General features: G+C 60.4%; 30 protein-coding genes. 9 read left to right on the top strand and 21 right to left on the bottom strand.

From position 1 onward, the window contains the following. Positions 1–65: 65 nt before the first annotated feature. Positions 66–1049, top strand: a complete 984-nt coding sequence (locus tag ACRQ1B_RS23000) for a VOC family protein (protein ID WP_432296439.1) — start codon at positions 66–68, stop codon at positions 1047–1049. Between the two features lie 376 nt (positions 1050–1425). Here ACRQ1B_RS23000 and ACRQ1B_RS22995 read toward each other — a convergent pair whose 3' ends face one another. The 8 genes from ACRQ1B_RS22995 to ACRQ1B_RS22960 all read right to left on the bottom strand — a co-directional run bounded on the left by ACRQ1B_RS22995 (position 1426) and on the right by ACRQ1B_RS22960 (position 9432). Next, positions 1426–1887, bottom strand: coding sequence for an Ivy family c-type lysozyme inhibitor (locus ACRQ1B_RS22995; protein ID WP_432296438.1), 462 nt, complete (start codon positions 1885–1887; stop codon positions 1426–1428). A gap of 81 nt (positions 1888–1968) precedes the next feature. Beyond that, positions 1969–2397, bottom strand: coding sequence for a hypothetical protein (locus ACRQ1B_RS22990; protein ID WP_432296437.1), 429 nt, complete (start codon positions 2395–2397; stop codon positions 1969–1971). 14 nt (positions 2398–2411) lie between these two features. Next, complete coding sequence (locus ACRQ1B_RS22985) at positions 2412–2642, bottom strand: hypothetical protein (RefSeq protein WP_432296436.1); 231 nt, start codon at positions 2640–2642, stop codon at positions 2412–2414. A gap of 89 nt (positions 2643–2731) precedes the next feature. Beyond that, positions 2732–2887, bottom strand: a complete 156-nt coding sequence (locus ACRQ1B_RS22980; protein WP_432296435.1) for a hypothetical protein — start codon at positions 2885–2887, stop codon at positions 2732–2734. 351 nt (positions 2888–3238) lie between these two features. Further along, complete coding sequence (gene smc, locus ACRQ1B_RS22975) at positions 3239–6700, bottom strand: chromosome segregation protein SMC (protein WP_432296434.1); 3462 nt, start codon at positions 6698–6700, stop codon at positions 3239–3241. Positions 6701–6781: 81 nt separating this feature from the next. Next, positions 6782–7507: a DsbA family protein gene (locus ACRQ1B_RS22970; protein WP_432296432.1), complete on the bottom strand. Its 726-nt coding sequence runs from the start codon at positions 7505–7507 to the stop codon at positions 6782–6784. A 171-nt stretch (positions 7508–7678) separates the two neighbouring features. Continuing rightward, entirely contained in the window at positions 7679–8200 is a 522-nt protein-coding gene (locus ACRQ1B_RS22965; RefSeq protein WP_432296431.1) for a DUF721 domain-containing protein, read from the bottom strand. Next, positions 8200–9432, bottom strand: coding sequence for an O-antigen ligase family protein (locus tag ACRQ1B_RS22960; protein WP_432296430.1), 1233 nt, complete (start codon positions 9430–9432; stop codon positions 8200–8202). The genes ACRQ1B_RS22965 and ACRQ1B_RS22960 overlap by 1 nt, the downstream gene beginning before the upstream one ends. Before the next feature lie 81 nt (positions 9433–9513). On the opposite strand from ACRQ1B_RS22960, the gene mutY reads away from it, so the two are divergent. Next, positions 9514–10590 carry an A/G-specific adenine glycosylase gene (mutY, locus tag ACRQ1B_RS22955; RefSeq protein ID WP_432296429.1) on the top strand — a complete coding sequence of 359 codons (1077 nt, stop codon included), beginning with the start codon at positions 9514–9516 and terminating at the stop codon, positions 10588–10590. Between the two features lie 21 nt (positions 10591–10611). Beyond that, positions 10612–11223 (top strand): HAD family hydrolase, encoded by a 612-nt coding sequence (locus ACRQ1B_RS22950; protein ID WP_432296428.1) that lies wholly within the window; start codon positions 10612–10614, stop codon positions 11221–11223. Between the two features lie 144 nt (positions 11224–11367). Here ACRQ1B_RS22950 and ACRQ1B_RS22945 read toward each other — a convergent pair whose 3' ends face one another. The 4 genes from ACRQ1B_RS22945 to ACRQ1B_RS22930 form a co-directional block, all read right to left on the bottom strand. Further along, complete coding sequence (locus tag ACRQ1B_RS22945; RefSeq protein WP_432296427.1) at positions 11368–11544, bottom strand: hypothetical protein; 177 nt, start codon at positions 11542–11544, stop codon at positions 11368–11370. Positions 11545–11626: 82 nt separating this feature from the next. Continuing rightward, positions 11627–12463: a PA3715 family protein gene (locus ACRQ1B_RS22940; RefSeq protein ID WP_432296426.1), complete on the bottom strand. Its 837-nt coding sequence runs from the start codon at positions 12461–12463 to the stop codon at positions 11627–11629. Then, positions 12463–13389, bottom strand: coding sequence for a prohibitin family protein (locus ACRQ1B_RS22935; RefSeq protein WP_432296425.1), 927 nt, complete (start codon positions 13387–13389; stop codon positions 12463–12465). The genes ACRQ1B_RS22940 and ACRQ1B_RS22935 overlap by 1 nt, the downstream gene beginning before the upstream one ends. A 278-nt stretch (positions 13390–13667) precedes the next feature. Continuing rightward, positions 13668–14801 carry a site-specific DNA-methyltransferase gene (locus ACRQ1B_RS22930; protein ID WP_432296424.1) on the bottom strand — a complete coding sequence of 378 codons (1134 nt, stop codon included), beginning with the start codon at positions 14799–14801 and terminating at the stop codon, positions 13668–13670. Positions 14802–14982: 181 nt separating this feature from the next. On the opposite strand from ACRQ1B_RS22930, the gene ACRQ1B_RS22925 reads away from it, so the two are divergent. Next, positions 14983–15291, top strand: coding sequence for a type II toxin-antitoxin system ParD family antitoxin (locus ACRQ1B_RS22925; protein WP_432296423.1), 309 nt, complete (start codon positions 14983–14985; stop codon positions 15289–15291). 116 nt (positions 15292–15407) lie between these two features. On the opposite strand, the gene ACRQ1B_RS22920 is transcribed toward ACRQ1B_RS22925, so the two are convergent. The 3 genes from ACRQ1B_RS22920 to ACRQ1B_RS22910 all read right to left on the bottom strand — a co-directional run bounded on the left by ACRQ1B_RS22920 (position 15408) and on the right by ACRQ1B_RS22910 (position 16407). Next, a complete protein-coding gene (locus ACRQ1B_RS22920; protein ID WP_432296422.1) occupies positions 15408–15671 on the bottom strand; it encodes a hypothetical protein in 264 nt (87 codons plus the stop codon). 62 nt (positions 15672–15733) lie between these two features. Next, positions 15734–16081, bottom strand: a complete 348-nt coding sequence (locus ACRQ1B_RS22915) for an antibiotic biosynthesis monooxygenase family protein (protein ID WP_432296421.1) — start codon at positions 16079–16081, stop codon at positions 15734–15736. Further along, a complete protein-coding gene (locus tag ACRQ1B_RS22910) occupies positions 16078–16407 on the bottom strand; it encodes an NIPSNAP family protein (protein ID WP_432296420.1) in 330 nt (109 codons plus the stop codon). Before ACRQ1B_RS22910 ends, ACRQ1B_RS22915 begins: the two co-directional genes overlap by 4 nt. A 105-nt stretch (positions 16408–16512) precedes the next feature. Here ACRQ1B_RS22910 and ACRQ1B_RS22905 point away from each other — a divergent pair, with 105 nt between their 5' ends. Together ACRQ1B_RS22905 and ACRQ1B_RS22900 are read left to right on the top strand one after the other, a co-directional pair. Next, entirely contained in the window at positions 16513–17196 is a 684-nt protein-coding gene (locus tag ACRQ1B_RS22905; protein ID WP_432296418.1) for an ArsR/SmtB family transcription factor, read from the top strand. A 75-nt stretch (positions 17197–17271) separates the two neighbouring features. Further along, positions 17272–17958 (top strand): HAD family hydrolase, encoded by a 687-nt coding sequence (locus ACRQ1B_RS22900; protein WP_432296416.1) that lies wholly within the window; start codon positions 17272–17274, stop codon positions 17956–17958. A 218-nt stretch (positions 17959–18176) separates the two neighbouring features. Here ACRQ1B_RS22900 and fdhA read toward each other — a convergent pair whose 3' ends face one another. The 6 genes from fdhA to ACRQ1B_RS22870 all read right to left on the bottom strand — a co-directional run bounded on the left by fdhA (position 18177) and on the right by ACRQ1B_RS22870 (position 22003). Continuing rightward, positions 18177–19367 carry a formaldehyde dehydrogenase, glutathione-independent gene (fdhA, locus tag ACRQ1B_RS22895; protein WP_432296415.1) on the bottom strand — a complete coding sequence of 397 codons (1191 nt, stop codon included), beginning with the start codon at positions 19365–19367 and terminating at the stop codon, positions 18177–18179. A 235-nt stretch (positions 19368–19602) separates the two neighbouring features. Beyond that, entirely contained in the window at positions 19603–19890 is a 288-nt protein-coding gene (locus ACRQ1B_RS22890) for a hypothetical protein (RefSeq protein WP_432296414.1), read from the bottom strand. A 62-nt stretch (positions 19891–19952) separates the two neighbouring features. Continuing rightward, a complete protein-coding gene (locus tag ACRQ1B_RS22885; protein ID WP_432296413.1) occupies positions 19953–20372 on the bottom strand; it encodes a hypothetical protein in 420 nt (139 codons plus the stop codon). 6 nt (positions 20373–20378) lie between these two features. After that, positions 20379–21068 (bottom strand): hypothetical protein, encoded by a 690-nt coding sequence (locus ACRQ1B_RS22880; protein ID WP_432296411.1) that lies wholly within the window; start codon positions 21066–21068, stop codon positions 20379–20381. 20 nt (positions 21069–21088) lie between these two features. Next, entirely contained in the window at positions 21089–21298 is a 210-nt protein-coding gene (locus tag ACRQ1B_RS22875; RefSeq protein ID WP_432296410.1) for a hypothetical protein, read from the bottom strand. A gap of 108 nt (positions 21299–21406) precedes the next feature. Next, positions 21407–22003: a PilZ domain-containing protein gene (locus ACRQ1B_RS22870; protein ID WP_432296408.1), complete on the bottom strand. Its 597-nt coding sequence runs from the start codon at positions 22001–22003 to the stop codon at positions 21407–21409. A gap of 229 nt (positions 22004–22232) precedes the next feature. Between ACRQ1B_RS22870 and ACRQ1B_RS22865 the strand changes: the two genes are divergently transcribed. The 3 genes from ACRQ1B_RS22865 to thrC all read left to right on the top strand — a co-directional run bounded on the left by ACRQ1B_RS22865 (position 22233) and on the right by thrC (position 24447). Then, a complete protein-coding gene (locus ACRQ1B_RS22865; RefSeq protein ID WP_432296407.1) occupies positions 22233–22406 on the top strand; it encodes a hypothetical protein in 174 nt (57 codons plus the stop codon). 8 nt (positions 22407–22414) lie between these two features. Continuing rightward, entirely contained in the window at positions 22415–22924 is a 510-nt protein-coding gene (locus ACRQ1B_RS22860) for a hypothetical protein (protein WP_432296406.1), read from the top strand. 116 nt (positions 22925–23040) lie between these two features. Continuing rightward, entirely contained in the window at positions 23041–24447 is a 1407-nt protein-coding gene (thrC, locus tag ACRQ1B_RS22855) for a threonine synthase (RefSeq protein ID WP_432296405.1), read from the top strand. The last annotated feature ends 10 nt before the right edge of the window (positions 24448–24457 follow it).

Here is a 24457-nt window from a genome sequence, read left to right as displayed (position 1 = left end):
TGTGATATGCTTCTGGCAAAGGAAAGGCATAGGCAAAAGCAGCAAAATCAAATCGGACGCTTCCCATGCCTGTGACGAGACGACACATCCTGGCGCTTGCGGGCGTGACAACGGCCGCTGCCGCCCTTCCCGGCGCTCTTGCCGCCGAAGGCATGAGTGCAGCCACGCCGGCAGAGGCGACGGCCCTACCCTTCGCGCTGACCACGCCGATCCATTGCGGTGAAGTGGCCTTGCGGGTGCGCAATCTCGACAACATGGTGGCCTATTACCGCGCGGTCCTGGGCCTTGCCGAATTGTCCCGCACATCGGAAGGCGCCACGCTCGGTGCCGGCAAGACACCGCTCCTGCACCTCATCGCTGCCGCCGATGCAAAGATCGAACCGATCACCAGCGCCGGCCTCTACCATGTCGCCTATCTGATGCCGAACCGCGAGGAACTGGCGCGCTGGCTGGTGCATATCGCCATGACACAGGTGCCGGTCAGCGGTTTTGCCGATCACAATGTCAGCGAGGCGGTTTACCTGACCGATCCGGAAGGCAACGGCATTGAGGTTTATCACGACCGCCCGCGGGAAAGCTGGCAATGGACGGACGGCGTGGTGACAATGGGCACGCAACAGCTGGATGTCGACGGCATTCTGGCACTTGTCGATACCACCAGGGACACGTTTACCGGCGCGCCCGACCTGATGCGCATCGGCCATATGCATCTGAAGGTCGGCGATCTTCGCAAGGGTGATGCCTTTTACGGCGCAGCGGCCGGACTGGTTCACACGCGCAAGGGGCGCGAGGACGCGGCCTTCCTGTCATCGGGGGGTTACCACCACCACGTGGCGATGAACATGTGGCACAGCAAGGGTGCCGGCGACCGCGAAAGCGGACGGACGGGGCTTGCGTGGTTTTCTCTCACCGTGGCTGACGAAGACACGCTCAATGCCCAGAGGCAACGTTTCGAGGCGGCCGGATTTGCGCCAAAGGCTTTGGCGAATGGCAGCGGGTTTGAAGTGACCGACCCGTGGGGCACAGGCCTGCGGCTGGTGTCTGTATGACAGACCTGCGGAAACCACCCGGCCAGGCGAGGCATTTTTAGATGCTGAATAGGAAAAATGACCGCCTTGGCCCAAAAAATAGGCTTTGCGGGGCCGCCTGCTCCGGCCCCGCAAAGCCTTCCGACCAAGACAGGAAAACCTGGTCGGGGGGTTTCTACAGACAAGACCGGTTGCATTGAATACGCGCCCCGGTGGTCCGCCCTTGTTGAAATCATTAATAAACCGCTAACGGCTTTTCGTCCTCCCACAAATGGGTGAAAGGTTCAAAATCAAAAAACCATTTTTGGGAACATTCTGAAATATTGGGTAGATTTACCTTTTCGATTTTGCTTGACGCCCTAAGCGGCGTCACCGAAACGTCATAAATAACAAGGCCTCATATGCCCGGCGCCATCAGCGCCCGCAATTGATCAGGGCTTGGCTCACCCAGAAGTTGCTGGCCCTCCTTCGGATCGATCAGCCGCGCCCAGACCTTTGTCCCATCCGGCGAAAACAGGATGCGGATATGGCTGTTACCGCAATCGCGCGGATCACAGGCGCCGAACAGTTCGAAAGCACCCTCCGGCAGCGTGACGACGCGCGACACGCCGGTGACATACCGCGCATTGGTGATGATGCTGCGGACCCATTCCGGCAGGTCGCGGCGACCACGAAAGAGCGCGACGAGCGCTTGTCTGTGTTCGGAAGACGTGGCGACGACGTGGCTGAGGGCGCGGTTGCCGATGGCGGGGGATGCGGGTTGGGTGGCTTGGGGTGCCCCGGATGCCGCGAGGCTCAACGGAGCGGATGAGAGGACAGAGGCAGAAACGAGAAGGAAGATTACAAGAGATCGGATCATGGGCACTTCACCACAGAAAGCCGGAGAAAACCTGCCATTGCGATCACCACAATGACGAAATCGTCAGACAAGGAAGGAAGCCTAAAAATCAGAACGAAGCGCAAGAACCTTGGCCCTCAGAACTGCAGGCAGGACCCCGATGACCGGCCCCTTGTTATCCGACTTTCGGCGATCGAAAAACAGCGCCATCCAGGGCAGGCCGGAAGTTCGGTTGGTAACCACCAGAGTCTCCAGTCGCAGACCACATTCTTTCAGGTGATCGGGATCGTCGATGATGAAACTGTATTCATCAAGCCTGTCCAGTTGTTTGGTGCAATAGAGAATACTGACCCAGGGGATGTTCGTTCCGGTCTTTCCAAGTTCGCGATATCCGGCCTGCCTAACAATACATGGCCTGTAATAGGGACTAGGCGCGAAGGGTTTTTCGACATGCGGAAATGCACACCAGACAAAGTCCCACCTCCTTGGGAGCGGGACGACGCTGGTATCGTAACAATCGCTCGGGCTCAAGGGGAAGCTTCCGCTCAGGTCGACATCGGCTTCAATTCACCAAGGTCGCCAAAACCCTCTTCGACAAGGGCATCGAGCTTTTCAAAATAGGCGGGATCGTAATCGGGGCCGGCACGATTTGCGCGCTGAAAATCGGCAGGCACGGAATCCTCATCCGTCTCCCGCCCCCCGGCTTCCTTCCACGAGGCAAGGTCTTCGCTCTCAATCGCGTATGAGAAATGCGCACTCACCACAATACGGGTCACGTTTCTCTCCAAAGGCCGGCATCAGTGAAATGTCTTTAAGGATCGAAGCTACAAATTTCTGCCGGATAGCTCGCAGTTGCAGCGGTATGTCATGAGGCCTTAGAACCGCAACAATACAATTCTGTCGCCAGAAAAGCTACCATCTTGCGGCCTTCAGAAGCGGCTTCCGCATCGCTCAATTCCGGCAACGCGATCTCATGCGCTGCCATCATATCCCGAAGCTCGGAATAATCGACATCCAGCAAGAACATCGCACGATGGCGTGAAATGCGCCCAGCGGTAAAATTCCAGCAATGTCTTTTCTAACGTCGCCTGCGATGCATTCACATTCAGCCTCCCCTTGGGCGGGCCGCCAACTCCGGGTAATGCCTCGCCTCATAGTCTTCGATCAGGGCAGCAAGTGCATCAAAATGCGCGGCTTCCGACGAAGCCGACGCGGGCTCATTTTCAAAATACGATCGCACGTCCTTCAACGCGGTTTCGTAGTCAGCCTCGCTTTGAATGGATCGCAAAGATCGCGGCATCGACAAACCTCCGTTTGACCGGCTTGATCATACGCCTGCCAGCGTCGCCATTCAAACGACGATTGACCTCCCTCAGCTCGCCTCAGCCAGTTGCTCGGCCGCCTGCAGGTCCACCGAGACCAGCTGGCTGACGCCCTGCTCGGCCATGGTCACGCCGAACAGGCGGTTCATGCGGGCCATGGTGATCGGGTTGTGGGTGATGATGACGAAACGTGTTGCGGTCGAGGCCGCCATTTCGTCCATCAGGTTGCAGTAACGCTCGACATTGTGGTCGTCGAGCGGGGCATCGACCTCGTCCAGCACGCAGATCGGCGCGGGATTGGTGAGGAAGACGGCAAAGATCAGTGCCATCGCCGTCAGCGCCTGTTCGCCGCCGGACAGCAGCGTCATCGTCTGCGGTTTCTTGCCCGGCGGGCGGGCGAGAATTTCGAGACCGGCTTCGAGCGGATCGTCGCTTTCGATCAGCTGCAGTTCCGCCGTTCCGCCGTTGAACAGGTGGGTGAACAGCCGCTGGAACTGGGTGTTTACCACATCGAAGGCGGCGATGAGGCGTTCGCGGCCCTCGCGGTTGAGGCTCTGGATGGCGCCGCGCAGTTTCTTGATGGCATCGATCACGTCATCGCGTTCGCGGGTCAAGGCTTCGAGCTTTTCCGAAAGCTCTTTCTGCTCCTCATCGGCGCGCAGGTTGACGGCGCCAAGACGCTCTCGCTCGATCTTGAGGCGGTCCAGCTCACGCTCCACCTGCGCAATATCCGGCGGCGGTGCATCGTGGCCCAAACCGGTCAGCCGCCATGCCTCGTGCGGTTCGCAGTTCAGCGCCTCGCGGATACGGTTTTCCGTCTCGTTGCGGCGTTCGGCGGCGGAGACGAGGCGCTCCTCGGCGCGGCCACGGCGTTCGCGGGTTTCGGCCAGTTCCGACAGGGCGATCGTGGCAATGCGGTCGGCTTCGCGCTGGCGGGTTTCAGCCTCGACCAGCACGTCGGAGGCGGCCTTGCGGGCTTCTTCCGCCTTCTGCAGTTCGGACAGCAGCGCCCGGCGCTTGTCGTCGAATTCTTCCGGCGCGAGGTCGAGATCGACCATCTCTTCGCGCGCCTCTTCCTCGCGTTCGCGCAAAGAGGCGATATGGTCCTCGGCGCTGGCGGCACGGCCCTGCCATGTGGCGCGCTCCTGACCGATGGCGGCGACACGGCGACGGCGGGCTTCGGTTTCTCGGCTCAGCCCTTCGTAACGGGCACGCGCTTCGGCCAGAAGGCCACGATCGGTGGCGACGGTCGCCTGCTGCTCGCGCAAACGGGCATCGATCGCATCGACCTCCGGCGCGTCTTCAAGTTCGGCGCGAGCCGCTTCGTCCTGCTCTGACACTTCCGCGATCTGCTCGCGCAATTGTTCCAAGGCGGCGGCCGCCACATCGCGGCGGCGCATCAGGTCGCCGGACGCACGTTCTGCGACGGCCAGAGCCTCGCGGGCCTCGGCCAATTGACGCTGGGCGATACGGCTGCGCTCGCGCGCATCGTGCAGGCGCAATTCTTCGGTGGCGATGGCATCGATGGCGGCAGCGGCCAGCGTTTCGGCTTCCGACAGCGCGATTTGCGCCTCGTCGATTTCCGCCTCCAGTTCCGACAGGCGGTTCTTCTGGGCAAGGCGGAGGGCTGCCGCACTTGGCGCTTCCGAACCGGTGACGTGGCCATCCCAGCGGAACACCGCGCCTTCGCGGGTGACGAGCCGCTGGCCGGGTTTCAGAAGCGGCATCAGACTGTTGGCGGTGTCGAGATCGGTCACGCCGATCTGCGACAGGCGGCGGGCAAGCTGCGGCGGCGCAATCACATGCGCTATCATCGCCTCGACGCCTTCAGGCAAAGCCGGATCGGAGGCCGCCTCACCGGCGCCGGACCAATAGGACGGTGCTGACGCATCCAGCGCGCTTTCCAGATCGTCGCCCAGCACGGCACCAACGGCCGTTTCATAACCGCGGTCAACGCGGATCACTTCGGCAACCGGCGGATAGGTGCCGGACGTATCGCCTGCCACCAGCATGCGGCGGATCGTCTTGCTCTCGGTTTCCAGCCCGCCCAGATGCGCGCGGGCGGCCACGACCGGCGCACGCGCCTCCGTCTCCCTGCGGCGGGCAAGGCCAAGCGCCTCCTCGACATCCTCGATCAGAACCGAAATATCCTCGACGGCGATTTCCGCCGCCTCCACCGCCTCGCGGCGCTCTGATGGATCGGCAAGCCCGGAAAGGCGCTCATCGATACCGGCAAGCTCGGTCTGCGCCTCGCCCAGCGACCGTTCCAGACGGCCACGGCGGTCGGCCAGATCGCGGATCACGCGCTCCAGCTGCTGACGACCGGCGGCGGCTTCGGCGCGCTCGGCGGTGATCTGCGCGAAGACACGTTCGCTGTCGGCAAGGCTTGCAGCGGCGCCCTCGAAGGCCTCGCGAAGCTCCTCTGCTTCGGAGCCGCTTTCGGCCAGAAGCTCTGAAAGCTCGGCCTCTTCGGCATCGAGCCGGCCTAAAACCTCGGCATTTTCCGAAACCAGCCGCTCCTCGCGGCGGATATCTTCCCCGAGCTGGGCCAGACGCCGGGTCAGTTCGTCGCGACGGCGCAGCAGACGTCCCGCCTCTTCCTCCAGCTGACCTCGGGCGATCTGCAGACGTTGCAGGGCAGCACCGGCGGCGGCTTCAGCCTCGCGCAGTTCCGGCAGCTTGTGCGACACGATCGCCTGATTTTTGGCGGCCTCCATCTGCGCCTGCGCTTTTTCGGCGACAATGGCGGTGGCCTGGTTGAGCGTGCTGACCGCCTCGCCCTCGGCCTCCTTGGCCTGCACCCAGCGGATATGCAGAAGCATGGCCTCGCGAGCGCGGATGTCTGCCGACAGGCTCTTGAACCGGTTGGCCTGCCGCGCCTGACGTTTCAGGCTTTCGATCTGGCTTTCCAGCTGCGCCACAACATCTTCGAGACGCTCAAGGTTACCCTCGGCGGCGCGCAGGCGCAGTTCGGCCTCGTGGCGGCGCGAATGCAGGCCGGAAATGCCGGCGGCCTCTTCCAGCAATTGCCGGCGTGCCTGCGGTTTGGCCGAGATCAGCTCTCCGATCCGCCCCTGCCCCACCATGGAAGGCGACCGCGCGCCGGTGGAGGCATCGGCAAACAGAAGCTGCACATCCTTGGCACGCGCTTCCTTGCCGTTGATGCGATAGACAGACCCCTGCTCGCGCTCGATACGGCGCGACACCTGAATTTCGTCAGCATCGTTGAAGGCGGCGGGCGCGGTGCGGTCGGAATTGTCGAGATAAAGGCCGACTTCGGCGGTGTTGCGGGCCGGACGGTTGCCGGAACCGGAAAAGATCACGTCGTCCATGCCGGACGCGCGCATGTTTTTGTAGGAGTTTTCCCCCATCACCCAGCGCAGGGCTTCGACAAGGTTCGACTTGCCGCAGCCGTTGGGGCCGACAACACCGGTCAGGCCGGGTTCGATGATGAATTCGGTGGGTTCGACAAAGGATTTGAAACCGACGACGCGGAGGCGATTGAACTTCAATGCAATGCCCCTCGCCCGTGGTTGTCAGCGATGATCGCGGACGTGCGGAAAAACCCGCCCGCGATCATCTCGCGATGGGTCCTAGAGCAGGGCGTCGATGACCGCCGACATTTGCGCAACCGACAGGTCTCCAGCATATTTCTCGCCGTTGATGATGAAGGTCGGCGTCGAGTTGACACCAAAGTCCTTGGCGCCGCGCTGCATCGTTGCGTTCACATCATCGAGAAGCTTCTGGTTGGTCAAGCAGGCGTTGAAGCTTTCCTGTGAAAAACCGGCGATCTTGACGGCCTGCGTCAGCGCATTGCGGACATTGCCGTCACCGGGGGCCGCCCAGGCGCGCTGCTGCTTGAACAGCATCGAGATCATCGGAAAGTACTGGTCGGCGGTGGCAAGCTCGGCCGGCTTGGCCGGGTTGCAGCGTGCCAGCATGAAGGCGGCGGTGGCTGCCGGGTCGAACGGGAACTCGCGGATGATGAAGCGCACCTTGCCGGTGTCGACGTATTTTTCCTTGATCGGATCGAATGTGTTGGCGTGGAAGGCGGCGCAATGCGGGCAGGTCATCGACATATATTCGACGATCGTCACCGGCGCGTCATCCTTGCCAAGCTGCATTTCCGGCAGCGGGCCGGGCTTCAGCACTTCCGCCATATCGACCTTACCGCCTGATTCCGGCTTTTCCTGTGCCTGCGCTGCGGTCATCGAAGCGGCGAGCGTCAGGCCCAGCGCGGTGGAAGCGGATCCGGCGAGAAGCGCGCGGCGGCTGAGGCTTGCGGCAAAAGTCTCGTTGGTCATCGTCTGAATGGTCATGAAGACACCTGTTGCGAGGAAGAAAAACTGTCGAGATTTCCGTAGCCTGCCGCATGGCATCGGACAAGCGCGGCTTTCACTACTCTTTTCAAACAATTGTGACGATGAATGGACAACGCGAGCATGAAGGCCGCAAGAGGACGAAAGAGCGCAGATTGGCGGCGCGCAAAATCACCGCCGCAGCGTCCGCTTCTTCTGCATCACCGCAGTCCCCAGCCGGGTAACCGCATTGCGAAGCGCATCATTGTCGATGCCCTCCATCATCTCGTCCAGTTTTCTCGCCGCCTCGCCTTTCAGCGGCGGCGGTTTGGGGCGGTGACGGGGGGCCTGCACGACCGGTTTCTGCACGATGCGGATCTGGCGGATGGCGGGAAAACCGAAAAATGCGTTGATGCGGCCGATCAGTTCACCCTGCGCGTGGGAAAGGAACAGCGCACGCGCGCCTTCGCAGGCAATCGTCAGCGTGCCAGCCTGATAGCCCGTATCCGTGCCGGGTTCGCGGCGCGGCCAGGCGATCTTTTCCGGCCGCGTGCACTCGGCGAAATCCTCGCCGGCGATTTCATCCCAGGAACCGAGCAGTGCTGTGGAAATGCCGGCGCGTTTGGCCAGAACCGGATCGATGATGCCGTTCGCCACCTCGGCGATCTGGTGCGCGCCGCGGCGGACGAATTCCTTTTTTTCGGTTGGAGCCATCAATCCGTCTCGTCGCCCATCTCTGCCGTGACCCGCCGGGGCGGCAACAGGATTACCTTCTGTGACAGCGGCATCGCCACGATGAGTGCGAACCACAGGAAGATGCTATCATAGATGTCCTGGAAGAACAGGATATTGGTGCTGCCGGCAATGGCATAACCAAACAGCACGAGCAGCGCCATGAACAGCCGTTTGCGGCGCGCCACCGTGGTCGGATTGCGCACAACGCACAGGAGCGGTGAAACCAGCAGCAGCAGGGTGGCGATCAGGCCGGCCAGACCGGCATCAAAGGTGACGGTGATGAAGCCGTTGTGGAAATGCGTGAAGGAATACCCGATGTCGGTGATGAATTCCTGACGGTTCTGCACGCCATAACCCAGCCACGGGTTTTCGACGAACAGGCCACCCGCATATTTCCAAAGCTCGATACGCGCCGTGTAGGATTCATCGGCGCCGCTGTCATTGGCGAAATATCCGAGCATCTCGATCAGGCGGTCGGAATGTTTCAGGCCCATACCGAGAACGACGATGGCAGCGACGACCAGAAGCGCCACACCCTTCCAGTTGTAAAACCGGCGCAGCTTGTGCGGAAACAGCACGAACAGCATGACCACGGCAATGGCGGGAATGGGAAGAACGCCACGCGACTGCGACAGCAGCACACACAGGATGCCGGCAATGAACCCGGCCCAGCCAAGCGCCTGCCGGCGCGGGCGCGGTGACAGCGTGTTGAGCAGCGAGACCGAGGCGAGCATCGAACAGACCATGCTGAACGGCAGGGCATTGCCGATGCCGCCGGAGGCGCGCATATCGAAAAACTCGACCTGCACAAAAGCGAGCGGCAGTGCCAGAATGCCGCACAGCGCTGCCCCCACCAGAAACGCGTCGATCAATGCCGACGTGGAGCCGACGCGCAGACGCGCCAGAACCAGCGGAAAGAAGATGAACGGCAGCAGCGCTACAAAGCGGCTGAGAAGCTTTTCGGCGGTTGCCGGGTCATAATTGACCGCAGCCGCAAGCAGGATCACGGTCGCGTAAAGCCAGGCGGGACCGATGATATAGAGGTCGCTGCGCTGAAAACGGGCGGGAAAGCGCTTGAGCGCCAGCGAGATCAGCGCCCAGACCATGGACATGCCAAGCAGGATGGTGATGATCGAACCCGCAATGCCTGCTGCGCCGCTGACCATGGCCAGACAGACCATGTTGTTTCGTTGCATCGACGGCAGTTTCATTCCGGCTCTTTTCATTGACGCGGCTTACGGTGAAGACATAGGAGAATGATTCTCCAGGGGAAGCCGATATTGCACAGCAGCATGGAAATATCCAACGCTTACAGCCGGGAATTGTTGGCTTGGTACGATCGTCACCATCGCGAGTTGCTCTGGCGTGTCAGTCCTGCGGCCGCGAAAGCCGGCAAGCGGGCCGACCCCTACCATGTCTGGCTTTCGGAAGTGATGCTGCAGCAGACGACGGTGCAGGCGGTCAAACCCTATTTCGCGAAATTCCTGGCCCTCTGGCCGACGGTGGAGGATCTGGCCGCCGCCCCATCCGACGACGTGATGGCAGCATGGGCGGGGCTCGGTTATTACGCCCGCGCCCGAAACTTAAAAAAATGCGCCGAAGCCGTGGCGCGTGATCATGGCGGCGTTTTCCCCGATACCGAAGCCGGATTGAAGTCGCTGCCGGGCATTGGTGATTACACCGCCGCCGCCGTGGCGGCCATCGCCTTCAACCGGCAGGCAGCCGTGATGGACGGCAATGTCGAACGGGTGATTTCCCGGTTGTTCATGATCGATGCGCCGCTGCCCGGCTCGAAACCGCTGATGAAGGAAAAGGTGGCGGAACTGACACCGGCGAACCGTCCCGGCGATTTCGCGCAGGCGATGATGGATTTAGGCGCCACCATCTGCACGCCGAAACGCCCCGCCTGCGCGCTCTGTCCGTTCAACAGCCACTGTCTGGCGCTGGCGAATGACGAACCGGAGCGTTTTCCGGTCAAGGCGCCGAAAAAGACAAAACCGGTGCGTGTCGGTGCCGCCTTCGTGGCGGTGACGCCGGATGGCCAAATCCTGCTACGCCGCCGTATCGAAACCGGGCTTCTGGGCGGCATGACGGAAGTGCCGACCACGGCATGGACGGCACGCATCGATGGCGGCACGACGCCGGATCACGCCCCCTTCCCCGGCGACTGGCAGTCTTGCGGCCAGATCGTCCATGTCTTTACTCATTTCGAACTGCGGCTTTCGGTCTACCGGCTGCAACACGACAGGATCGAAACCGAAGGTGGCGGCTGGTGGGAGCCGGTCGACAATCTGGAGGCACAGGCATTGCCGACCGTCATGAAAAAGGCAATCGTGCAGGCCATACCGCTCGCGTTTTCAAAACTGTAATATTGATATCAGGAAGGTTTCATGGCCGCGCACATCGACCACATCGTCTTCGACATCGGCAAGGTGCTGATCCATTACGACTCGAACATTCCCTACGAGCGGATCATTCCGGACGTGGAGGAACGCCAATGGTTTTTCCTCAACGTCTGCACCCACGAATGGAACCTGGAGCAGGATCGCGGCCGCACCTGGGAGGACGCCGAAAACCTGCTGATCGCCGAATATCCCGATCATGCCGAACAGATTCGCGCCTTCCGCAAACATTGGCACGAAATGGTGCCGCATGCCTATGAGACGGTCGCCATCATGGAAAGCCTGATCGATCAGGGCCGCGACGTGACCATGCTCACCAACTTCGCCTCCGACACATTTCGCCACGCACAGGAACTGTTTCCGTTCCTGAAAAAGCCGCGCGGTGTCACGGTATCGGGCGATATTTTCATGATCAAGCCGGATGTGGCGATTTATGAAAAACACGCCTTTGATTTCGGCCTCAAGCCGGAAGCCACCCTGTTCATCGACGACAGCTATCCGAATGTCGAAGGTGCGCGCGCCGCCGGCTGGCAGGCGGTGCATTTTGTCGATGTCGAGACGCTGAAGAAGGATCTGAATGCGTTGGGGGTGGGTTACTGAGACAGGCGACAGCCTGTTTTCCGTCATCCTGCCCTCGGGTTAAACCAGAGGACCGTGCCGGGATCCCGTCGACACGCGTTTGCGCGGCAAAAGAACCTTTTCAGCCCAAGGACTTGGGCTGATACCATGCGGGCATGATGCTTTTCAGACCGATCTCCGCTGCTGTCCTTCCGCCTTCAACTCGGCGAGAAGCAATTCGGCTCTGATCTCACGACCTTGGCCGCTGGCCATGCCTTCGGCATAGGCTTTTTTCAGTCGCTCGAGCGCTCTTTCCATCAGCTCCGACTGATGCGGCGTGAGCGAGACTGTCAAAGTGCGCATGGGTCGACCTTTCATCTGGCCGCATGATATCACGCCTCACAAGAACCAACAAAAATTGTTAGCGGGTGTGAGACGCGGCAATTCACAGCCCGCGCAATTCTTCCGGCACGACATAGGCATCGCCCTTGAAACGCAAGCGATGTCTGGCGGTCGCCTTCGTCTCAGTCGTATTACATTCGCCTGCCTTTTCCTCGTTCACGCTGGTCACGATTGTTTCGGCAACCATGATGTCCGCTAAGCCAGCCTTTCCCGGCCTGGCGATGGAGAGCGTGCGCTTGGTATTGCGGAATTCGCCGTTGCAGTTCGTGTCCCACTCGCCCCAGTTTTCATCGACGGCAAGGCTGTCGAGCACCGGCCGCAATTTGCCATCCGCGATCGAGAAAAGCCGGAGCACCGTCTGTTCGAACGGATTTGCACGCGAGCCATTCGCCTTGCTGATGCGCACCCCAAAGGCCAGATTTTGGGGTGCAAGCTGATAAAATGCCGTATCGAAGGCGACACTGGTGATGCGAACCGCGTCTGACAGCATGGCCTCCTCCAGCTTCATCCGATAGCGGATGCCGAGGCTTTCGCTGTCGAGAACCAGAATGTCGAGATCGCCTTCCGTCACGCCCTCTTCCGTTTCGGATTCGCCCGCCATCAGGGGCACGGCAACCAGCAAAATTTCCGGCCGCGCCGGCCATTGGCGGCAAACCATGGTGCCGGAGACATAATCCAGACTGTTTTCGGCAGGCGGCATGATCGTATGACCATCGACCTCGAAATTGCCGTCAGCAACACCTTTTGCGGCGGGATACGCCTCCTGCACGATTGCGGCCACCCTTGGACCGCAATCGTTTTGCTGTGCCAGCCCAGTCGCGGGGCCGGCAATCAAGCCAGCCAGAACGGAAAGAGCAAAAACCGTCCGGCGCGCCACCATCACTCTCCCGCGGCAGCGTTGGTGCGGCCGGTGGCGCCCATCACGTCGATCATCGGCACGGCGCCGTTCGGCACCATCGTATAGGGCAGCTGACCATTCCAGCGTTCCGCCTGGGTGAGCGACACAAGGCCGGGATTGTCCTTCAAGGCATCGCCACGCGCCTTGATCGCCTGTGCCTCGGCATCGCCGCGCAGGCGGATGGCCTCCGATTCCGCCTGTGCCTGCAGGCGCACCGCATCGGCCTGTGCTTCGGCTTCGGCACGGCGGGCATCGGCGTTGGCATTGGCGCGAGTGACGGTGATTTCCGCTTGCACCTTTTCGCGCTCGGCATTCTGGCGCAGGCGCTGAACCTCGACCTCCGCCAGCATGCGCTGCTCGATGCTCGCTTCGTAAGCATCGGAAAAATCGATGTTTTCAATCTGCACGCTGTCGACGATGACCGGCCCCTTGACACCGGCCTGAATGGCATCGGCGATTTCCTGGTTGAGGCGGCCGCGCTCCTGAATGGCGGTGACGGCGTTGAAGCGGCCGAACACGGTCTTGGTTTCCTCGAACACGCGACGCTCGACCAGACGGCTCAGAAGACCGGCTTCCGAACCGAACTGTTCGTAGACGGTTGCCACCTGATCGACCGGGATGCGGTAATTGACGGACAGCTTCATCGTCGCCGGCTGCTGGTCGCGGCTATAGGCATCCATGCGATCATAGACCACCGCCTGCGACTGCACGGAAATGCGCACGATGCTGTCGATGACCGGCAGCTTGAAACCGAGGCCCGGTTCGGCCGTGCCGGCAATCGCGCCATAACGCAGCACGACGCCGCGTTCGCCCTGATCGATCGTGTACCACGAGCCGAACACGATGCTGAGCCCGACAATGGCGACGAGGCCGAAAATCAAGGTTGGAACAGTCGAAACGAAACGCATATTTCCCCCACATCCCCAAAGGACGAACGATCAAAACATAAGCCGGAATCGCAAATTTGCGACGGCGCTGCAGCCGGCTATTGCCGAAATCTGCCTGTCGGTCGCAACTATCCGGCCAACGCTCTGAAATCGAGGGTAGAAATCACAAATAAAAGACGCCCGGTCTCAAGGGAGGCCGGGCGTCAAGGATCCTCTTCCGGGACTAGAGGTACATAACCGGAAGAGGAATCTCGCGATCTGGCAGCCGCCGGTTCATCCTGCGGCCTTTGGCTGGTGGATCAGCCTGCCTTTGCCATATCGTTTCTGATGACGGTCCGAAGATCGTCGATGGGTTTCAGCACACCGTCTTCCTCGTAGTGCCAGAAGGTCCAGCCATTGCAGGCATCGAACCCTTGGACCTTGGCGCCGAGGCGGTGGATCGAGCCGGCGGAACCGCCCGACGCCAGCGTGCCATCGGCGCGCACGATCGCGCTGTAACGGCGTTTTGCATCGGTCAGAACCTGGCCGGGACGGATGAGGCCGCTCTCGACCAGCGTGTTGAAGGCGACGCGCGGTTCAGCCTTCTTGCCGGTCATGACGGTGAGTTCGGCGCCACCGAGCGGTTCGACGGCTTCGATACGGGCAGATGCCGCATCGATATAATCCTGTTCGCGCTCGATGCCGACAAAGTTGCGGCCGAGACGTTTTGCGACCGCACCGGTCGTGCCCGAACCGAAGAACGGGTCGAGGATGATGTCGCCCGGCTTGGTGCAGGACATGATGATGCGGGCGAGCAGCGCTTCCGGCTTCTGGGTCGGATGTACCTTCTTGCCGTCATCGCCCTTCAGGCGTTCGCCGCCCGAGCAGATCGGGAACAGCCAGTCGGAGCGCATCTGCACGTCGTCGTTGGAGGCCTTCAACGCGTCGTAATTGAACGTGTAACCCTTGGACTTGGCATCGCGGCTGGCCCAGATCATGGTTTCATGGGCGTTCTGGAACCGGCGGCCCTTGAAGTTTGGCATCGGGTTGGTCTTGCGCCAGACGATGTCGTTCAGCAGCCAGAAATTCAGGTCCTGCATGATCGCGCCGACGCGAAAAATGTTGTGGTAGGAGCCGATCACCCAGATCGTGCCATTCGGCTTCAAAACGCGGCGGCAGGCGAGCAGCCATGCGCGGGTGAAGGCGTCGTACATTTCGAAGGAGGCGAACTGGTCCCATTCGTCATCGACGGCATCGACGACGGAATGATCGGGACGGTGCAGCGTGCCGCCGAGCTGCAGGTTGTACGGCGGGTCGGCAAAGATGGCATCGACCGAATGATCCGGCAGAGCATTGAGGGCTGCGACGCAATCGCCCTTGATGATGGAGTTCAGCCAGTTCTTCGGCTGATGGCGGGTCGATGTGATGTCGGCCAGCGGGAATACGAACGCCATTTTGATACTCGCCTCTACGCTTACTCGGATACGTTTTACTGCCTGTTATGGTTACTGATTTTGGTTACCAAACACTGAACGGGTGGAGGATTTCGGGAAAAGATTTGGGCGTGGTGAAGAGGTGATGATTGCGGTAGACTCGCTGAGAACCAAGATCCCGATGCAGACACGAGATAAACCTATGCCGACGATTGCTCTCGGAAATCACTATGACGAGTTCATTAAGAAGCAGCTGGAAACCGGTCGTTACGACGACGCCAGCGAGGTCATCCGTGCCGGCTTGCGCCTGTTGGAAAATCATGAGGTCGAACGCGAGCGCTGGCTCACGGAAGAAATCCCCGCACGCTATGAAGAGCTGGTGAAAAATCCCTCCATTGGCGTGCCTGCCGAAGACGTGCGAGCACGTTTTGAAGCGAAACGCTGTGGGGATGCCAGACGCGGCAAGGATATAGACGACGCGATCCTGCGCGAACGGGACGAACGCACTTAGGGCTACGGCAACACTCTATCGCTCAAGAATGGCCGCGCTTCTCCTGATATTTGAGATAAGCGATCAGAGCACCGACAATGACGATGCCAACGAGTGGCATCGTCAGGAAAAGAACTTCAAACGTCGACATCGATGTCATCATCGACCCTGATCCTTCTCAGCAAAAACGTGCCTGCAAAATGTAGCATGGCCGCGAGGAAAAAACAAAAAAGCCCACTAATGAAAATGGCAAACGTCAGCTGAAAGTTTATGACCGCTGCAGTCAAAGGCACGATCGCACCTGCCGCCCCGACTGCGGTCGCCAGTTGATTGCACCAGGCGGCGTGATGTTTGTTGAGTTCATTAAAGACCGCCACGTCACGCTTCGATACGATTTTCATATCTGGACCGCCCATTTACCCCGGCCCAAACACAACTATAAGACGCACAACATTGCAACCCCTCACCCCGCATGCACCGCCCGGCTATCCCCCGGGACCTCCGCCCTCTCGTTCATGCCATAGTCCCTCAGCACATGCGCCACGCGCAGGCGGTAATCGGCAAAGATGCCGCCCCTGCCCGCCTTCTGGGCGGCGCGGTGGCTTTCGAGATTGCGCCATTGTTTCACTGCCGCCTCATCCCGCCAGAAGGACAAGGACAGGATCTTTCCACAGTTGGTGAGGCTCTCGAACCGTTCGATGGAGACAAACCCGTCGATCGTTTCCAGTTCCTTGCGCAGTTCCCCGGCGATATCGAGATAGTGGTGGCGTTCGCCCATGAAGGGCAAAACTTCGAAGATGACGGCAATCATGGCTTTCCTCCCAGTCCATGCGGCAGCGACAGGTTTTTCAGAAAGATCCGGTCTTCCTTGAGGATGAACCGTTCGCGTTTGGCAAAATCGTAATTCTGCCGCCCAAGAGGATCAACGCTAAGGTTTGCGCGATAGGCTTCGTAGGAGCTAAGGTTTTCGATATTGTAGACGCCGTAAGCCGTAGTGGCCGAGCCTTCGTGCGGGCCAAAATAGCCGATCAGGTCGGCGCCGTTGCGCGGAATGCACTGGCCCCAGACCTTCGAATATTCGGCAAACTCTTCGCGTTTGAACGGGTCGATCTCGTAGCGGATGAAGCAGGTGATCATCGAAAATGTCCTTCTGTTGGTAGGCCTCCTTTGCCACGCCCGGCGTCGCCGATGCTTCGGTTTTGATCGAAGCATGCGCGGGAAATCCGTGCTAAAAGTCTCGCCATGAAAGAAGGACCGGATATTGCCCGTCTGGGCACGCTGATCGGCGACCCCGCCCGCGCCAACATGCTGACCGCGCTGATGGGCGGGCAGGCCTTGACCGCGAGCGAACTGGCGCAGGCCGCTGGCGTGTCGCTGCCGACCGCAAGTTCGCATCTCTCAAAACTCGAGGATGGCGGGCTGCTGTCTCAACGCAAACAGGGCCGGCATCGCTATTTTACGTTGGCCGATAGCGCGACGGGCGCCATGCTGGAAAGCCTGATGGGGTTTGCCGCCAGCCGTGGCCATCTGCGCCACAAACCCGGCCCAAAAGACCCGGCCTTGCGCAAGGCGCGTATCTGTTACGACCATCTGGCCGGCGATTTTGGGGTGCGCATGCTCGACAGCTTTTTGTGCGAGGGCGTGATCGTCGCCGAAGGAGAGGATCTGGCGCTGACCGAGGCCGGCCACGCTCGCGTATCCGCCCTCGGCATCGACATCGAAAAGCTGCATTCACCCCGCCGCCCGCTTTGCAAATCCTGCCTTGACTGGAGCGAACGGCGCTCGCATCTGGCAGGCTCCCTCGGCAAGGCGCTGCTGGCGCATTTCATCGACAAGGGCTGGGCGCGACGCGTGGCGGACAGCCGGGTGATCAGCTTCACGCCGGAGGGCGAACGCCGCTTTATGGCCGTTTTTCCGGTCGATTGAGCCGTTTCGCATTGTTCGTCCGCCCTGCCTCGTGTAGAGGCGGCTTACCCATCAGTTTTGAGAGAATTTTGGCTCATGAGCGGTTTCGACCTCATCATCTTCGACTGCGACGGCGTTCTGGTCGATTCGGAAATCATCGCGGCGCAGGTGGAATCGCACCTCTTGACCGAAGCCGGTTACCCGATCAGCGCGGAAGAAATGGGCGAGCGTTTTGCCGGCCTGACCTGGCGCGACATTCTTCTGCAGATCGAAAAGGAAGCCGATATTCCGCTGTCGGCCTCGCTGCTCGACAAGTCGGAAAAACTGCTCGACGCCCGCCTCGCCCGTGATGTGAAGGTGATCGAGGGCGTCAAATTCGCGCTGGCGCGTCTGACGACGCAGCGCTGCATCTGCTCCAACTCGTCTTCGGCGCGTCTCGACATGATGCTGACCAAGGTGGGCCTGAAGCCCTATTTCGAAAACCACATCTATTCGGCCAAGGATCTTGGCCCGGACCGTGTGAAGCCGAAGCCGGATATCTTTCTGCATGGCGCGCAACAATTCGGCGTTGCGCCGGAACGCTGCCTCGTGATTGAGGATTCCTCGCACGGCGTGCATGGCGCACGCGCGGCCGGCATGCGGGTGATCGGTTTTACCGGCGCCTCGCACACCTATCCGAGCCATGCCGACCGCCTGACGGATGCAGGTGCCGAAACGGTGATTTCCCGCATGTCCGACCTGCCCGCCATGGTGGCGGCGCTGGCGGAATGGGAAGTGGTGTGAGGGCTGCCTGAGGGGAGTAACCTCCCCTCTTTCGACGTCATCCTTTCCCTCTCCGGGTCATCCTCGGGCTTGACCCGAGGATCCAAAACCAAGCGCTCGGTGGGTGCCGCATGGGTCCTCGGGTCAAGCCCGAGGATGACCCGGAGAGGTTTGTGCCGCGTCCGAAAAGGCCCAGCCGCACTTGTGCGACTGGGATTTCTTTCAGAAAATCAGCCCCCTCAAGCCACCTTGCCAAGCGCTCCATGCGGGTCGAGCACGAATTTCGTCGCCGCACCCTGGTCAAAACTCTCGTAGCCTTCCGCGGCGTCCTCCAGCGAAATCACCTTGGCATTGACGATATCGGCGATCGGCAGGCGGTCATGCAGGATGGCCTGCATGAGCTGGCGGTTATACTTCAGCACCGGCGTCTGGCCGGTGTGGAAAGATTGCGCCTTCGCCCAGCCGAGGCCGAACCGCAAGGACAGACTGCCCTGCTTGGCCGCCGCATCGACCGCGCCGGGATCCTCCGTCACGTAAAGCCCCGGAATGCCGATCGAGCCGGCGGCGCGGGTGATTTCCATCATCTGGTTGAGCACGATAGCCGGCTGTTCGCCGCCCGCATGGCCGCGCGCCTCGAAACCGACGGCATCGATGGCGCTGTCCACCTCATCGGTGCCGACCACCTGCGCAATCATGTCGCCGAGCCTATCCGACTGCGAAAGATCGATCGGTTCGAACCCGACCTTTTTGGCATGCGCCAGACGGTCCTTGTTGAAATCGCCGATCATCACCACGGCAGCACCGAGAATGCGAGCGGACGCGGCAGCCGCGAGCCCCACCGGGCCGGCACCGGCGACATAAACGGTCGAGCCGACACCCACCCCTGCCCTGACCGCGCCGTGAAAACCGGTCGGCAGAATGTCGGAGAGCATGGTGAGGTCGCGGATCTTTGACATCGCACGGTCGCGATCCGGGAATTTCAACAGGTTGAAATCAGCGTAAGGAATGGTGACGTATTTCGCCTGCCCACCGATCCAGCCGCCCATGTCGACATAACCATAGGCACCACCGGCGCGCGACGGGTTCACCGTCAGGCAAACGCCGGTATCCTGGCTCTTGCAGCAGCGGCAACGGCCGCAGGCGACGTTGAACGGCACGGACACGATATCGCCGATCTCCAGCATCTCGACATCGACGCCCTTTTCGATCACCTCGCCGGTGATTTCATGGCCGAGCACGAGGCCGGGCATGGCGGTGGTGCGGCCGCGCACCATGTGCTGGTCGGAGCCGCAGATGTTCGTCGAAATCACCTTCAGGATGACGCCGTGCTCGATGCGCCTTCCATCCGGCGCCTCCAGTTTCGGATCATCGATATCACGGACTTCCACCTTGCCGGGTTTCAGATAAACGACGCCTCGGTTCCTGCTCATACCATTCCTCCCTGGTTGAACTTCTCGCCCCCGAACGCTTTTGGCCGAAGGCATGTTTGCGGGGTCGATCCCTCCTCGGATGGACGCCGCAACCTTCCAATCGTTGTTGCCGGCCCAAGAGACCATGCATGGCGGTTTTGAGCGCCTGCGAAAACGACATGGCCGTCCGATAAAGACGACATATGGACTGGAATGGGCTGAAGGGAAGCCGCGGGCGGAAAAGTCGGCGGCGCGGCTATTCGCCGTCGAGAACTGAAAAGTTGTCGAGTAAGAGTGTACCATAGGCGGGATACGCCATCACCTGAAACCGGATGGTCGTGCCTCTTTGTGAATAGGTACAAAACACCAAACGCCCCTCGCGCAGCGCCTGCCCCATCCATAAGTGTCCGGCACTTCGAAAGGGCATATGTCGGTAAGTGCCGGGTTCTGTCGGGATCACATCACCCTCGAAAGAACCAACCGGATTGCCTTCATAATAGAATTTCAGAGGCAGATCGGATGGTGGCGGGGCTTCATGTTCCATACTGTCCAGATGGGGCGGACCTGTCGCGCTTCAATATGCGCGGACACGCCCCACCACCATCATCAGGCTTCGTTTTCCGCCGGCCAGCGGCGTTCGGAAAGGTGAATGGCCGACGCCATGGCCAGCAGCGAGACCAGCACTTTCGGATCACGGACCAGGGCATCCGCAAGCGCGAACGGCGCCAGCACAAGGCCGATAGGCGGAACCACGAACAGCCCGGTCAGGCACGTCGTCATCAGCAGAAACAACAGGCTCGTCCATGCGGCTTTCAGGCCGCCACGAACGCCCGGCTGGCCGATGCCTTCCCGCATAATGCCGCCCAGTGCGAAGCCGATCGCCCCGGCCCCTGCCGCCACCGCCAATGGCAGCCCGTTGATGGTGAAACGCTGGAAAGCGATTGCCAGAACCACCAGCGCCGCCAGCAACCCGACCTTGACGGAAACACGGACGCGTTTCTGCTGCCAGAATTCGTTCAGCCACATCGCGCTTTATACCTCCAGATCGAGCGTGCCGGTCGCTTTTGCAAAGGCCGGCAAAACCTTCGCCAGAAGCGCATCCTCCGGCATGGCGACCGGCGGGTGAAGCCGGCACAGTGGTCCGCTCTCGAACAGCGGATGCGCCACATCCGGCAATGCCAGCCCTTTCAGCTCGCGAATGCGACATGCAGCAAGAAGCTCGACCGGCAGGAACCAATGGTTATACTCGCGCACGGGATCGTCATCATCGACGCCGCTGCCGAGAACGTGGAAATCGGCGGCGTCCTTCAGCGCCTGCGCAAACACCGCCGGGTCCTCGTGCAGCACATGTTTGGCGAGCCCGGCAAAACCGTCCAGCTGGTCGTCCTCGGGTTCGGCATAAAGCTCGATCTCGTCGCCGCTCCATGCGCGGTAGAGTTTGATCGACAGCCAGGGCACATATTGCGGCAGTATTTCCCAGGCGATGTTGCCGGCTCCGCCCTCCTGTTCGTCCCATCGGTCGAGCAGCGTATCGGCAAGGCGAACGGCATGATCTGGCCAGCCCAGCGCCAGCATCAGCGAGACGGTGTCGAAATCTTCGAGATAGAGCTTGTAACCGGCAGGATCGTCGGACTCCATGATCGCATGCGCACATTCGAGATACCAGAAGGCATGCAGGCCCGCGAGAGCGATCTGTTCTTCCGGATACGGGCGATCGGTCAAGCTTTGCTGCATCGCCTGCATCAGATGCCAGTACCGGATGTCGCGCACCGCCGCCGGAACAAGCTTTTTTTCTGGGAACCATCCGCCAGAAAGGGCTCGAGGACTTCCTCTACCCTGTTTTCAAAAAACATCTCCTTATTGAAGGGGTCGGAAACCCACAAAGCAATATGCTTGCGCTGTTCGCGAAAGTTCTTCTGCAGCACCTTTTTCATGCGGTCAGCATCGGACATTCTGCAGGCTCCATGCGAAAATATCAGGTCGTTGAAATGGCTTGAAAAACAAAAAAGCCCAGCCTCGCTTGCGTGCGGCCGGGCTTTTCTCTCAAAAGAACTTGATACTCAGCCTCGGCGCGCTGGCTTTTTCGGCGCTGCCTTGCCGGTGTCGAAACCGATGCGCACCGTTGTGAAGCGCGAAGCGCCGCCGGCGGCATTGGGAATGGCCACATCCGGCTTCTGGAAGATGAACTGGCCGCTGCCTTCCGGCGGGATATCCGTATTGAAGGCGACCTTCTGCGAATAGATCACGTCGTTGCCATCCACGACCTCGACCAGCACCGGCAGAGACACGCTGCCGGTCTTGCCGGCAGCACCGGCCACGACACGGCCCTGCGCCATCACGTTGATGGTCAGCGTGGATTCGTTGGCCGTGCAGGAGCGCGTCACGTCGGCGAAGGATGCCTGGTAGATCAGCTTGCTGTCATCGCCTTCAGCGGCCTTGCCGGCATAGGCACGGTGGAAACCGGTATCGGTGCGGATCACCACCTGCGGGCAATAGGCCTGCACGACGGGCGTGACATTGGCCTGTGCCTCGGCGCGACCGGCAGCGCCCAGATCGGGCGTGCTGCAGCCGGCAAGAGCGGCCACGGCAGATACGCCGGCACCAACGCGCAAAGCCGTCTTGAAAGATGCCGTGGTCAGGGATGTTTTTCCAAACACGTTACTCAACCCTTTTGCATGTCCGATCTGCCGTCTGGCCGATCCTGGCTTGATTTCTGGCGCAACCGGAACCTCCGGCACCTCTTCAAGCCAAGGTCTATAGCAGCGACGTTTTGAAAAATCGATCCGTTACGAGACGAAAATCATCTGCCATGCCCCGGCCATCACATAGATTGAAGCAGGCACAGCGCCATGCTATCGTGTTGACCTTGTTTATGAGGTGATCGAAATGTCTTCCGCACCCTTGCGCGACGTGCCTGCCGAGGCCCGGAAAGAGAGCGAAAGCCACACCGACCGCCTTCTTCGTATCGCCAAGAGCGCGAAGGATGCGAAGTCCGGTGACGGGGTCAACATCACGCAGATGACCAAAGAAGAACGCAGAAAACTTCTTTTCGGGCATTAAAGCGCCAGATGAATGACGCGCTGAAGCTTCCCCGCATGCAGGCGAAGCCGCTGGAGGTGATTGTATCGCCTCTCTACAGGGCAAATTCCTATTATCGTGGCAAACCACAGCTCCAACAGCATGTCCTCGACATTATCGAAGCCATTGCGAATGGCGAGGTTTTGCCGGAATGGGCATATAGAAGCGGCGTCGATCTCGATGATCCGCCGGACAGGTTGTTGTCGCGCTACGGCATCATGCATCTGCACTTGGGCTCGAAAACCTCAAACGACCTTCTGTTTCTGATGCAGTTCGATGATCATGTCGTCATTCTTGCAATCAGCAACCACAAGCATTTTGCAGAAGACCCGCCAGGCAAGCTGCTGCATCAATTTCACAGCCAGAAGGTCTCCGAGATCAACAAGCTTCGCGAGGCACAGATGCTTGAGGCCGAAGCGGCAGCCGCCCTGAATGCCGCGCGCGCACTGGATGACAAAACAGCAGCGATCAAACGCGGCCTTCTGCCCAAAAAGCGCTGAAACGCGTCGTTGGAAAATTCCCGGCGCGAACCGCTCGGGCGCAATCCGGGCTCGCAATCCGTTTTGGCTTTCTGTATTGAAGGCTCAACTTTTATACGCCTTCTTTCTTCTGGGGAATGAACTTCGTGGAATACATCTCGACACGCGGCGAAGCACCCGCGCTCAGCTTTCGCGACGCACTCATGGCCGGCCTTGCCCGCGATGGCGGCCTTTATGTTCCGCGCGAATGGCCGACCTTCTCCAAAAAAGACATCAAGGGCCTGCGTGGAAAAACCTATCAGGAAGTCGCCTTTGCGGTGATCAGCAAGTTCGTGGGCGACGAGATCGCGGCCGACAAGTTGCAGGCGATGATCAACGAAGCCTATGCCACCTTCCGCCATCCGGCCGTGGTGCCGCTGGTGCAGACCGGGCCCAACGACTTCGTTCTCGAGCTTTTCCACGGCACCACGCTCGCCTTCAAGGATGTGGCGATGCAGTTGCTCGCCCGCCTGATGGACCATGTTCTGGCCGAGCGCGGCGAACGCGCCACCATCGTCGGCGCCACCTCGGGCGACACCGGCGGCGCCGCCATCGACGCCTTTGCCGGCCGCGAACGCACCGACGTCTTCATCCTTTTCCCGCACGGAAAAGTTTCGCCGGTGCAGCAGCGCCAGATGACCTCTTCGGGTGCCGCGAATGTCCACGCGGTTGCCGTGAAGGGCAATTTCGACGACTGCCAGAACCTCGTGAAGGAGATGTTCAACGACGTTGCCTTCCGTGAAAAGGTCGGCCTTTCGGGCGTCAATTCGATCAACTGGGCGCGCATCATGGCGCAGGTGGTGTATTATTTCACCTCCGCGCTTTCGCTTGGCGCGCCGGACAGAAAAGTGTCGTTCACGGTGCCGACCGGCAATTTCGGCGATATCTTTGCCGGTTACGTGGCCAAGAAAATGGGCCTGCCCATCGAACGTCTGGCGATCGCCACCAACGATAACGACATTCTCGCCCGCACGCTGAAAACCGGCCGTTACGAGATGAAGGGCGTGCACGCCACCACCTCGCCGTCGATGGATATCCAGATTTCATCCAACTTCGAACGTCTCCTGTTCGAAGCCTATGGCCGCGATGCCGGCGCCGTGCGCAATGCCATGGCGAGCCTGAAACAGTCGGGTTCGTTCGAGATCCAGCCGGAAGCACTCAAGAGCATCCGCCGCGAGTTCCGCGCCGCCCGCGCCACTGAAAAACAGGTTGCCGCGACCATCAAGGAGACCTTGGCCGAGACCGGTTACCTGATCGATCCGCATACCGCGACGGGCGTTTTTGCGGCGAAAAAGTTCGCAAAACCGGGCGTTCCGATGGTGACGCTGTCGACCGCGCACCCGGCCAAGTTCCCGGCTGCGGTAGAATCCGCTTGCGGAATTTCTCCAGCACTTCCACTATGGCTTGCTGATTTAATGACACGGGAGGAGCGTTTCGATCTCTTGGATGCCGACCTGAAAGCCGTCGAAGGCTTTATCGGCAAACATGCCCGGGCCACCGCCTGAAGAGATCAGA

The sequence above is a fragment of the Endobacterium panacihumi genome (assembly GCF_050847465.1).
Taxonomy (GTDB): domain Bacteria; phylum Pseudomonadota; class Alphaproteobacteria; order Rhizobiales; family Rhizobiaceae; genus Neorhizobium; species Neorhizobium panacihumi.
This window is presented reverse-complemented; position numbering and strand designations above follow the sequence as displayed.